Here is an 11,844-nt window from a genome sequence, read left to right on the forward strand (position 1 = left end):
AACCCCGATTTCGTGTGGAATGCGAATTCGGGGTCGAGCGGCCGTTATGCGGCACTTAACGCTCGAGAGCCTCGTTTACGCCCATTCAGCGACGGGAAATCCGTTTAAAAACCGCCGAGTCATCGGTTCGACCGGAAGCGAAGGGGTTCGCGCGTGGCGGCTCGAACGCGCCCGAACCGCGAAGTCGTCACTCGATCAGGACGGTTCGTCGGTCCGTAACCGGATGAAGCGGCAGCGTAGAACAACTGACTTCGATCTCGTAGACGAGTTCGTCGGCGTCGCCTCCGAAGATACCGACCGGCACGGTCGTCTCACCGAGATACCGCGTCGTCTCCGACATCTCGATGCCGTTCACCGTCACGCGGATCCCGGTGGGGGTACCGTCGCCACGGTTCGTGACCGTCACCTCCGCCATCGTGTTCTCGCCGGCCGCGATCGACTCGGGGACGCCGGACCACTCGATGTCGATGTCGGGCAACTCGAGAGCCTGCTCGAAGACGCGCTCCGCGACGCCCTCGGAGAGTCCGGCCTCGACGAGCCCCTCGACGCCCGCGGAACGGACGGCGGCGGGATCGACCAGACCCTCCTTGGCGAGTTTCTGCGCCCGCCCCGCGCCGACGCCACCGATCGCGACGAGGCCGACAGCCTCGTCGCTGATCCCGTGTTCGACCCGGGCTTCGATGCGTCTGACGAGGTTCGCACCGCGGGGGGAAGCAAAACGTTCCCAGAAGGCCCGAAGCGCCGCGAGAAACCGCAGGCCGTTCTCACGGATGACCCACGCGTCGCTTTGGAGCTCCGCGGGCGTCGTCCCCGACATGCCGGCCCGGAGGATGGCGAGCACCTTGCGGTTGCCGGGCTCTAACTCGCTGCCCTCGCCGTCGAGGACCGCGCCGAACGTCTCGCGCTCGTCCCGGCGCGCGGAGACGCTGTCGAACTCGACCGCGTCGGCAACGGTGCGGAGGACTGCCGACTCGTCCAGCGTCTCGGCGCCGTCGGTCGCGCGCTCACACAGCGCGTGAAAGTCCGCCGCGGTATCGAGGCGGAGATAAAACTGCGAGGCGAGTCGCCCGAGTTGGGTCGGCTCGATTTCGAGCCCCGACTGATCGACGAAGCCGCCGTCGACGAGCCGCTCTAAAGTGTTCGAGACGCGCGTTCTGAGCGAATCGCTGTCGTCGTACTTCCCCGGCGCGCTCTCCGCCCGGGCGTAGTAGAACGTCGTTTCGAGCCACGCCATCACGTCCTCGATGTCGTCGACGACGCCGAGGGCGATCTCGGCGTTCAGGTGCGTGTCGAGTTCCGCGGCCAATCGGGATTCGATCGGCTTGCCATCGACCAGTAACTGCCGGTAGCGGTCGGCGTCCGCGCCGTCGCAGACGATGTGGGCGTAGCCGGCGTCGTCGTAGCCGGGGCGGCCGGCCCGACCGAGCATCTGGAGGATGTCGAGCGAACTCATGTCGACCTCGCCCTCGAGCGGGTCGTGGAGTTTCGTATCGCGGATAACGACGCAGCGCGCCGGGAGGTTCACGCCCCACGCAAGCGTCGACGTCGAGAACAGCAGCTGGATCTCGCCGGATTTGAACCACGCCTCGATGCGGTCCTTGTCGTCCTTCGAGAGCCCCGCGTGGTGGAAGCCGACGCCGTCGACGGCCGACTGGCGGAGCGTGTCGTTGCTCAGCTCCTGGGCGTCAGTGTGAAAGTCGTAGTTTCCGCGGGAACCGATCTCGATGTCCCGCTCGGCGATCACGTCGCGGGCCTTCTCGGCGGCCCGAACCGTGTCCTGTCTGGAGGCGACGAACACGAGCGCCTGACCGCCGTCTTCGATGTGCGGCTGCGCGAGATCGAGGGCGCGGTAGAGGCGACGATACTTGTCCGCGAAGGCGTTGTCGCCGTGGGCGTACGTCTCGACAGTCGCCGACAACGGCACCGGGCGGTACTCGTCGCCGAACTGGAACGTACAGTCCTCGGGCGCGTCCAGCCAGCTCGCGACGTCCTCGACGTTCTGCATCGTCGCCGACAGCGCGACGATGCGCGGAGCACAGAGCCGGCGAAGCCGCGAGATCGTCACTTCGAGGACCGCGCCACGGCGGTCCGAATCGAGCAGGTGGACCTCGTCGATGACACAGCAGTCGACGTCAGTGACGAACGAGTACCGCGGCGAGTCGTGCTTTCGAGTCGCCGAATCCGCCTTCTCGGGAGTCATCACGAGGATGTCCGCCCGCTCCGCGCGCCGGGGATTGAGATCGCGCTCGCCGGTGACGACGTAGACCGAGTAGCCCAACTCCTCGAAACGCGCCCACTCGGCTTCCTTCTCGTTCGTCAGTGCCCGAAGCGGTGCCAAAAACAGCGCCGTCCCGTCGGCATCGAGCGTTCGGCAGATGGCCGCCTCCGCGAGCGCCGTCTTCCCGCTGGCTGTCGGCGCACTGACGACGACATTGTCGTCGCGCTCGACGATCGCGGGCAGCGCCGCCGACTGCATTCGGTTGAACGACTCGAAGGGGAAGGCGTCTGCGAACGACGGCAGAACGTTTTCGACGGCGATTCCCGTCTCGTATTCCGTGCGACCTGCCACGGTCGAAGGGGAGGGTGCCGGGCGTATAGGCGTTTCCGTCGCCGGTCGAAACGGGGGGGACGACCGCGCGGAGCGCATCGACCGCACGTTTTTGTTCCCGGACACGAAGGGAACCATATGAGCAGCCGTCGCCGCAAGCCAGCGTGGTTGAAGAGCCGACCGCCGAGCGGCGAGCGCTTCACCGAGATCAAATCGACGCTCCGCGATCGAAACCTCCACACCGTCTGTGAGGAGGCGAACTGCCCGAACCTCGGCGACTGCTGGAGCGGTCGAAACGGCCCGGGAACGGCGACGTTCATGCTGATGGGTGAGCGCTGTTCGCGCGGCTGTAACTTCTGTGACGTGAAGACGGGCGGGATGGACCCGCTCGATCCGGACGAACCCGAAAACGTCGCCGACGCCGTCGCCGAGATCGGCTTAGATTACGTCGTGTTGACCTCAGTCGACCGCGACGACCTCGACGACGGCGGCGCGGGGCACTTCGCGGCGACCATTCGAGCGATCAAGCGGCGCGATCCGGATATATTGGTCGAGACACTGATCCCCGACTTTCAGGGCGATCTCGACGCGGTCGACGCGATCGTCGACGCCGGACCCGACGTCGTCGCTCACAACGTCGAAACCGTCGAGCGGCTCCAGTGGCCCGTCCGCGACCGACGGGCGGGGTACGAGCAGTCGCTGTCGGTGCTGGAACGGGTCGCGGACTCCGACGTCTACGCGAAGACGAGCCTCATGCTCGGCGTCGGCGAGTACGACCACGAGGTGTATCAGACGCTCTCGGATCTCCACGAGATCGGCATCGATATCGTGACCTTCGGCCAGTACCTCCAGCCCTCGCGTTCGCATTTGGAGGTTTTCGAGTACGTCCATCCGGACACCTTCGACGTGTGGAAGGCCGTCGCCGAGGACGAATTCGGGTTCCTCTATTGTGCGTCCGGGCCGATGGTTCGGTCATCGTTCAAGGCCGGCGAGTTCTTCGTGGAGGCGTTGGTTCGGGAGGGAAAGAGTGTTCAGGAGGCGCGGGGGGCGGCGTCAGCCGCCGCGAAGTGAGCGAACCGGGAGCAACGCGACCCGTTGCGATGAGCAGTGGCCGAACAGCGTGAGGTCACCGCTGAGTAGGCGAACGGCGCACTAACCCTACGAATCGGGCGTCCGGCGGTACCGAATCGTCTGTGAGCCGTCGAACCGCGGCCCCGGACCATGCCGTTCGAACGCCATGCCTTCGGCCGCCGTCTGGGTCGCCTCGTCGTTCTCCATCGCCAGCAACTCGACAGACATCCCCTCGTTGTCGGCGAATCGCGTCGGCTCTTCGAGCAGCGTTCGACACAGCGTCGCGGACCCTTCGAGTTGGGTCACGTGAACGGTCGAATTCGCCGCGTCGTAGCTGACGAACCCCTCGACGGTGCCCTCGTGGTCGGCCACGCGGACCGTCCGGTCGTGGATGAGATTTCGCATCACGTCGGTCGGGGCTCCGGTCAGCGCCGCGAGCCGCTCGGCGTCGGCCTCGACGGCGTCCCGTACGTTCATGCGTGGTACAAACACGCTCGGCTCAGTTAACTTTTCGCGATGGGCGTTCGAGAAGCGTCGAGACCGACGAGACCCACAGACTGCGCGTCGATCGAACCGGCACGAGAGATGAACACCGTTATTTCCCATGACCGGTTACGAGGGGTATGCACTACCACACCGGATTGCAGGTGAGAGCATGCGCGTAGTCGCCAAATTCGGCGGCACGAGCCTCGGGAACGGTGACCGGGTCAATCGAGCCGCCGACTCGGTCGCCGCCGCCGTCAACGAGGGTCACGAGGTCGCTGTCGTCGCGAGCGCGATGGGCTCGACGACTGACTTTCTGCTCGATGCGATCACCTTCGAGGCCGACGAATCCGACGAGGCCGAGATCGTCTCGATGGGCGAGCGGACCTCGGTTCGAATGCTGAAGGCCGCACTCGGCACCCGTGGCATCGACGCGGAGTTCCTCGAACCGGGCTCCGAGCAGTGGCCGGTCATCACCGACGAACACGGACAGGTGGACGTCGAGGAGACGAAACGGCGCGCGAAGAAACTCGCCGCCGACATGGCCGCGAAGGGGTACGTCCCCGTCATCACGGGCTTTCTGGCACAGGATCACGCCGGCAATGTGACGACGCTCGGTCGGGGCGGCTCCGACACGACCGCCGTCATGCTCGGCAACTACATGAGCGCCGACGAGGTCGTGATCATCACCGACGTCGAGGGGGTTATGACCGGCGATCCACGGGTCGTCGAGGGAGCGCGAAACGTCGGCAAGATCACGGTCGACGAGCTTCGCAACCTCTCGTTCCGCGGTGCGGAGGTCGTCGCGCCGTCGGCGCTGTCGTATAAAACGAGCGATATGGTCGTCCGGGTCGCCCACTACCAACACGGCGACTTACTCCACGGCGGGACGACGATCGAAGGCCAGTTCCAGAACCTCATCGACATGCGCGAGGAACCGCTGGCCTGTCTGACGGCGGCCGGGCGGGCGATCCGAAACACGCCGGGCGTTCTCTCGGATCTCTCCTCGGTTCTCGCCGAGGCAGACATCAACGTCGACGCCGTCGCGAGCGGGATGGACTCCGTGTCGTTTTACGTCGACGCCGACGTCGCCGAGCGCGCCGAAAACGTCCTTCACCAGGCGATCATCGAACTCGATGAACTCTCGAGCGTCACCGTCGACGCCGACATCGCCGTCATCCGCATTACAGGAGGCGAACTCCCGAATCAAGCCGGTATCCTTCAACAGATCATCGCACCGCTCGCGGCCGAGCACATCAACATTCTCGATTTGATCACGAGCGCGACCTCGGTTGCGGTGTTTCTCGAGTGGGACGACCGCGAGGAAGCCCTCGATATCATTCAAGAAGCCGTATAGGTCGGATCGAAGGACGATACCGCTCGATCATCGGCATTTATATGCGTTGGATCGCCCAGATACGGTGTTCAAATCGAACGGAGCACACGATGGACGAGATATCCGAACTTCGACAAAGAGAAGTAGAGACGTATTTCAACGTGATCGCCAGAGGCGGATCCGACCGCTTGATCCGAGCGCGGTCGTTTCACAACCTGGGCGAGTACACCGACGGCGACTTCGGCCGGATGGCGACGCTTCTGAGCGATGCCGATTCCTCGGGCAGTTTCGCGTTCCTCGGCCGTGACGCCGACCGCTATGCGGAGACCATCGCCGGACTCGCAGAGGAGGGCCACGAGATCGTCCTCCACGGCCATCGCCACGTCGCCTGCGGCGACCTCCCCTACGAGACGGCCCACGAGAACCTCTCGCTCGGAATCGAGGCGATCGAGGATGCGGCCGGCGTCACGCCAGCCGGCTTCTTTTCACCGCTGCAGGATCTCGGCCAAGGGACGCTCGACGCGGCCGACGAGTTGGGTCTCGAGTGGCTCCTCGGCAAGACGGACGGAGACGTCCCCGCGGACATCACGCTGATCGAGCCGCAGAACCCCTACGATCTCGTGCTGTTGAACCGCGGCGAATCGGCCGAGGAGACGTTCGAACGGCTAGGTGCGGTGACCGAACCGGGGGCGGCGTTTCTCTTCCACCCGAATATGCTAGAGTACTACGACGCCCTCGCGGAGTTCGAAACGTGGGTCACGGAGACGGGGCCGGTCTCGATCGAGTCGTACGTCGACGGCGGCGGCGTCGGGATCGTGCTCGACGCGATGCGACCGCTCAGGATCGAGTAGCTCGAGCGTAGCGTTTTCGAGCCGATTCGATCAGTTCCGCGCTCGTGATCGTTCGAGGGCTCTGCGGGCGATCGTAAATCGACGTGATCGGTTCCGGATCCTACTCGAACTCGACGACGCTGCCGACACCGATCGACTCGAAGGTGTCGCCGAGTTCCGCCGAGAGAATTCGCTCGGCCTCGACACCGGTGCAGTGCGAGCCGGCCAACGTCTCGAGTTTCCCGTCGAGCCAGTCCGCGATATCGTAGACGCCGGCCTCGTCGCTGGCCACGAGATGGGTGCCGCCGACGACCCAGCGGACTTCGTCCTCGAGCACCGTTTCAGCGTACTCGATCGTGTTCCGGAGGCCGGCGTGACAACAGCCCAAGACGAGGCCGATTCCACGCTCCGTCTCGACGGCGATCGATTGATCGTCCGAGATCGGATCCGGCTCCAGCGAGCCGTCCGCGGTGACGCGTTCGCCGACCGGATTGTCGGGGTGTGGACGCGGGATTTCACCGAGGGCGTGGACCGACGGCGCGACCTCGACCGGCTCGCAGTGCGTGACGATCTCGGCTTGGCTATCGATGAAATCGCGGGTGTATGGGACGCCGATATGCGTCCCGTCTTTGAGCTTCGTCGTGAACGTGTCAGGATGGGCGTAGACGGTCGGTTCGCCGTGGAGGAACGCCGGGAGCCCGCCCGTGTGATCGTAGTGTCCGTGGCTCACCACGATCGTCTCGAACTCCGTAGGATCTATGTCCAACCGCCGGGCGTTGGCCGCCGCGACGCCGGCTTGCCCGGCGTCGAAGAGCACGTCGCCGACGACCGCCGAGAAGCCCCACTCGCCGACGAGCCCCTTGGGACGGGAGTCGACGACGGTGTTGTCCGAGAGGATCCGAACCTGCATGTCGCTTATCGAGGCGACAGTGTCGAATATATGTTTCCACTATCGGTACGTCGATCAACCTCGAGATCGAGCGGTGGCCGACGTCGATCGCGACCCCCACCCGTCAACCCTTAACTCGCGCACCGGGAATGATAGGTCGATGGTGAGTTTCGATTTCGGCGTCCACTACAGTTGCCAGTCGCCGACGGAGGAGTGGGAGATTATATATCCGGAGACTATCGTGCAGGCGCGGACGGCGGAGTCGTTGGGCTACAGCAGCTTCTCCGTGGCCGAACACCACTTCCTCGAGGACGGATGGGTTCCCGCGCCCACGGTAGTGCTCGGGGCGATCGCGGGCGCGACCGAAAACGTGAAACTCGGGACCAACGTCACGATCCTCCCGCTGCACAACCCGATCAACGTCGCCGAGCGGGCTGCGGTGCTCGATCTACTGACCGGCGGTAACTTCCGGCTCGGCGTCTCGATCGGCTGGCAAGATCACGAGTTCGACGCCTTCGGGATCGACAAACGTGAGCGAGTCCGCCGCCTCGAGGAAGGGGTCGAACTGATCCGAAAACTGCTCACCGAGCGATCGGTCACCTACGACGGGGAGTTCCACTCGGTCGAGAATATGACCGTCACGCCGCGACCGGTTCAGGATTCGATCCCGATCTGGATCGGCGGGATGGCCGACCCTGCGATCCGGCGCGCGGCCGGCCTCGGCGACGCCTGGAGCATCAGCCCGTTCGAATCGCCGGAGGAACTGCGGGACCGCCGCGAGACGTACACCGACGCGCTCGAGGAGCACGGTCGGACGTTCGACGACGTCCACGTCCCGCTCAGACGCGAAGCGTACGTCGCCGAGGACGACGAGGCCGCGTGGGAGGAGGTCGGCGAGGCGCTGCTTCGCGAGTACGCGGAGGTGTACGGCGACATCGAGGGGGCGGAGGCGATCGAGGCGGGCGAGGACGCGATCGAGTCAGTTCGCGAACACGCCGAAGATCGCTTCCTCGTCGGAAGTCCGGACACGGTCATCGGACAGCTCGAACGGTTCTATGACGCGATCGAGATGGACGAGGTGCTCGTTCGGACGCACTTCCCGGGGCTGGAGATGGGGAAAGCCGAAAAGGCACTCCGGATCATGGCGGAAGACGTCATGCCGCACTTCGAGTGACGCTGTCGGACGACGAGGGACCTGTAGCTTCTTGTTGCTGGCGGTCGTCGATAGACGGGTATGCGAGTGGCCGTCATCGGCGGATCGGAGATCGGAGCGGAGACGCGCGAACGCGCGGTCGAGGTCGGGCGACTTCTCGGCGAACGAGGCCACGCCGTCGTCTGCGGTGGGCTGAGCGGCGTCATGGAAGCGGTCTGCAAAGGAGCGTCGGAGACGGGAGCGGAGACGATCGGGATCCTCCCGGGGGAGGATCGAGACGCGGCAAACGAGTGGGTCACCACGCCGATCGCGACCGGGCTCGGCCACGCGCGAAACCCCCTCGTCGTCTGCAACGGCGACGCCGTCGTCGCGATCGACGGAGCAGCGGGCACGCTTTCGGAGCTCGGCCACGCGCTGGTATTTCACCGCCCGATCGCCGGGTTGGGCACCCACGAGATCGAACTCGAAGGGTTCGAGGCGGTGGAGACGCCGACCGAAGCCGTCGAACACGTCGAAGGAGCGATCGAAGAGCGGTCGTATAGCGACGACTGAAAGTATGTATACACCGATCACACGACAGCAGTTCGATCGGGTGTGCAGTGACTTCCAGTGGCCGGTATAGTTAGCCGATCGTGAGGACGCGGTCTGCGGTCGTGACGACGTCGAGAAGGTCGCTCATCGTCGAGATCGGACAGAGCCCGCTCTCGTCGCTGTTTCTGATCTCCAGGCAGGTCCCGCACGCGAGCAGCTCGCCGCCCGCGTCGGCGAACGCCTCCATGCGACCTCGCACGTTGAACTGCTCGTCGTCGATCTCCTCGGCTTCTACGCCCGCCCCGAGGAGGAACACCGAAACGTCCTTGTCGGCTTCGAGAGCAGTGATGCCGAGCCGGAAGGCGTTCCACGCGCGTTCAGGGTCGGCCGTCTCGAGAACGATACCGAGGTGCGATACGTCGTCCGCGGCCGCTGGTTCGCTCATGGTTGTGTGAAATACACCCACTATCATAAAGTACTCGTATGCGAAGGGAAGCGGAACCGCCGATTAGACGTACCCATCTCACGCTCGGCACGTTGGATACGACGTAGACCGGCGGCCAACGGTGGTTTCCGAGACGCCGCCGCGCTCGAAACCGGCTATGAATGCTCCGATCGTCAGTCGCTCTGGATCCGCGGTGCGAGCATGAACGTGACGTGGCCGTCGCCCTCCGCGAAGCCGAAGTGCATCTTGATCGGGAACTCCTCGCCGAGTTCCATGGTTACCTCGGCATCCGAGGAGATCGCCTTGTTCATGTCCTTGAGGTAATCGAGCGAGAACAAAGAGCGCGCCTCGCCGGGCGTGAGGTCGATGAGGTCCTCGCGGCCGAGTTCGAGATGAACGTCGTCTGTGTCGCCCTCCGCATCGACGTAGAACTCCTCGGCGTCGGGGTCGACGCCCAACGCGATGTGATCCGAAACCATGTCGGCGGCCTTGACCGCCCGGGCGATGTCCTTGCCCTCGATTACGACCTCCGCTGGGAGATCGAGGTCCGGAAGGTCGGGCTCCTGTCGGATCGAATCTGGGTCGATGAGCGCGAGGGTGTACTCGAGCCCGTCGAGCGAAATGTGGAGTTTGCGGGTCTCCTCGTCGAGTTCGAGGTGAACGAGCTGACCCGAATCGGCCATCGCGACGATGTCCTCGAGCCGGTCGAGGTTGACGCCGATGACGCCGCCGTCGGTCTCGTAGGACTCGAAGGCGTTCGCCGAAAGCTCCAGATCGACCATGCCGACGTTCGCCGGATCGACCGCACGAATCGTGAGACCCTCCTCCTCGAGGCGGATCTTACACTCATCGACAAGCACACCAACGGAATCGAGCGCCGCCCCGAGCGTGTCCGCGCTCACGATAGCCTTGAACATATACGTCTCCCTTCTTTCCGATGCTTAAAAAAACGTCCCATTGATGCGCCATCGTACACGGCCCGGATTCAACGGTCCCGGACGCTCGGTCGCCGAATGTCGGGCTACTCCAACAGGAGCAGTTCCGGCGACTCCAGATACTCGATGACCGTGTTGGTAAACCGCGCGGCCTCGGCCCCGTCGATCACGCGGTGGTCGATCGACAGCGACAGCGTCAACACCTTCCGCGGAACCACTTCACCGTCTACGACGCGCGGTTTCTCCTTGATCGCACCCAACCCCAAAATGGCCGCCTCCGGATAGTTGATGATCGGCGTCGCGTACTCCCCGCCGATCGCCCCGAAGTTCGTGATCGAAAAGGTCCCACCCTGCATCTCCTCGCGCGAAATCGAACGATCACGAGCCTTCCCCGCGAGATCGTTCAGCTCGTCCGCCAACTCCAACAGCCCCTTCCGGTCGGCGTGGTTGAGCACCGGAACCATCAACCCCGCGTCGGTCGCCGTCGCCACACCCACGTTGTACTCGCCGCGAACGACGATCTCCTCGGCCTCCTCGTCGAGCTGTGCGTTGAGAATCGGATACTCGCCAAGCCCCGCGACGACCGCCTTGATCACGAACGGCATGTACGACAGCGAACTCCCGCGCGCCTCCGCTCGCTCTTTCAGCCGGCTTCGCATCCCGACCAGTTCGGTCACGTCCGCCTCGTCGTGGTGCGTCACGTGCGGCGCGGTGTACTTCGAACGCTCCATCTGCTCGCCGATCGTCCGGCGAACCCCTCGGTACGGAATCCGCTCGTCCTCGCCGGCCGCGGCCGGCGTCGGGCCGGGGGCAGTAGTCGACACCGCTTCGGCGTCCGCCTCCTGCGCCCGCCGTTGCGCCTCGGCATACGACTCGATCTCGGCGGGCGTGACGAACGCCTCGCCGTCTCTCGTCCGATCGGTCGGCACCGCGTCGAGGTCGATTCCCTCCTCTGCGGCGAGCGTTCGCGTCGCCGGGGCGGCGAGCGTCCGATCCCGGCTCGCCGCTTCGATTGGCGGTTCGGCCGCCTCGGTCTCCGCACCGAACGATTCCTCCTGGCCGACCCGACGCGTCGCCGATTTCGGCCCCTCGTCGGCCGTTTCGGTCGCCGTCTCATCGTCGGCCGAACCCGAGTCGGCCGCCGCCTGCACGTCCGCTTCCGTGATTCGACCGCCCGGACCGCTGCCCTCGATCGTACCGATGTCGACCTCGAGTTCGCGCGCGACCCGTCGCGTCGCGGGAGCGGCGAACGTCCGGCCGCCCGAATCCGTCCCGGAATCGACATCCGCATCGGAGGCGGGATCGGCGTCGACATCGGGCTCCGAAGCGCTCTCCGTACCGGCCGCCGCGTCAGTATCAGCGTCCGCGTCGGCCTCATCCTCACCCTCGACGTCGAAGGTGATGATCACCGTCCCGACGGGGACCACCTCGGCCTCCTCGGCGAGGATCTCTTTGACGGTCCCGTTCACCGGCGCGGGCACCTCGACGACGGCCTTGTCGGTTTCGACCTCGGCGACCGGCTGATCCTCCGAGACTGCGTCGCCCGGTTCGACGAGCCACCGGACGATCTCCGCCTCCGCCAACCCCTCGCCGACGTCCGGGAGTTTGAATTCGCGAACCATT

General features: G+C 65.0%; 11 protein-coding genes. 5 read left to right on the top strand and 6 right to left on the bottom strand.

What is annotated here, in order from left to right; all coding sequences use genetic code 11:
- Positions 1–187: 187 nt before the first annotated feature.
- Positions 188–2,539 carry a DEAD/DEAH box helicase gene (locus R6U53_RS10965; RefSeq protein WP_410322443.1) on the bottom strand — a complete coding sequence of 784 codons (2,352 nt, stop codon included), beginning with the start codon at positions 2,537–2,539 and terminating at the stop codon, positions 188–190.
- 147 nt (positions 2,540–2,686) lie between these two features.
- Here R6U53_RS10965 and lipA point away from each other — a divergent pair, with 147 nt between their 5' ends.
- Positions 2,687–3,619: a lipoyl synthase gene (gene lipA, locus R6U53_RS10970; RefSeq protein WP_410322401.1), complete on the top strand. Its 933-nt coding sequence runs from the start codon at positions 2,687–2,689 to the stop codon at positions 3,617–3,619.
- Between the two features lie 87 nt (positions 3,620–3,706).
- Here lipA and R6U53_RS10975 read toward each other — a convergent pair whose 3' ends face one another.
- Positions 3,707–4,096, bottom strand: coding sequence for a hypothetical protein (locus R6U53_RS10975; RefSeq protein WP_410322402.1), 390 nt, complete (start codon positions 4,094–4,096; stop codon positions 3,707–3,709).
- Between the two features lie 178 nt (positions 4,097–4,274).
- Here R6U53_RS10975 and R6U53_RS10980 point away from each other — a divergent pair, with 178 nt between their 5' ends.
- Positions 4,275–5,459 (top strand): aspartate kinase, encoded by a 1,185-nt coding sequence (locus tag R6U53_RS10980; protein WP_410322444.1) that lies wholly within the window; start codon positions 4,275–4,277, stop codon positions 5,457–5,459.
- A gap of 89 nt (positions 5,460–5,548) precedes the next feature.
- Positions 5,549–6,289, top strand: coding sequence for a polysaccharide deacetylase family protein (locus R6U53_RS10985; protein WP_410322403.1), 741 nt, complete (start codon positions 5,549–5,551; stop codon positions 6,287–6,289).
- 100 nt (positions 6,290–6,389) lie between these two features.
- Here R6U53_RS10985 and R6U53_RS10990 read toward each other — a convergent pair whose 3' ends face one another.
- On the bottom strand, positions 6,390–7,178 hold the full coding sequence (locus tag R6U53_RS10990; protein ID WP_410322404.1) for an MBL fold metallo-hydrolase: 789 nt from the start codon (positions 7,176–7,178) through the stop codon (positions 6,390–6,392).
- Positions 7,179–7,317: 139 nt separating this feature from the next.
- Between R6U53_RS10990 and R6U53_RS10995 the strand changes: the two genes are divergently transcribed.
- Both R6U53_RS10995 and R6U53_RS11000 read left to right on the top strand, forming a co-directional pair.
- Positions 7,318–8,331, top strand: coding sequence for an LLM class flavin-dependent oxidoreductase (locus R6U53_RS10995; RefSeq protein ID WP_410322405.1), 1,014 nt, complete (start codon positions 7,318–7,320; stop codon positions 8,329–8,331).
- Positions 8,332–8,391: 60 nt separating this feature from the next.
- Complete coding sequence (locus R6U53_RS11000) at positions 8,392–8,862, top strand: TIGR00725 family protein (protein WP_410322406.1); 471 nt, start codon at positions 8,392–8,394, stop codon at positions 8,860–8,862.
- Between the two features lie 70 nt (positions 8,863–8,932).
- Here the strand turns inward: R6U53_RS11000 and R6U53_RS11005 are convergent, their stop codons facing one another.
- The 3 genes from R6U53_RS11005 to R6U53_RS11015 form a co-directional block, all read right to left on the bottom strand.
- A complete protein-coding gene (locus R6U53_RS11005) occupies positions 8,933–9,286 on the bottom strand; it encodes a DsrE family protein (RefSeq protein ID WP_410322407.1) in 354 nt (117 codons plus the stop codon).
- 173 nt (positions 9,287–9,459) lie between these two features.
- Positions 9,460–10,203, bottom strand: a complete 744-nt coding sequence (locus tag R6U53_RS11010; RefSeq protein ID WP_410322408.1) for a DNA polymerase sliding clamp — start codon at positions 10,201–10,203, stop codon at positions 9,460–9,462.
- Between the two features lie 104 nt (positions 10,204–10,307).
- Positions 10,308–11,843, bottom strand: coding sequence for a dihydrolipoamide acetyltransferase family protein (locus tag R6U53_RS11015; protein WP_410322409.1), 1,536 nt, complete (start codon positions 11,841–11,843; stop codon positions 10,308–10,310).
- Position 11,844 lies beyond the last annotated feature (1 nt).

Origin of the sequence: Natronomonas sp., assembly GCF_046483325.1 — an archaeon.
In the GTDB taxonomy this organism is placed as follows: domain Archaea; phylum Halobacteriota; class Halobacteria; order Halobacteriales; family Haloarculaceae; genus Natronomonas.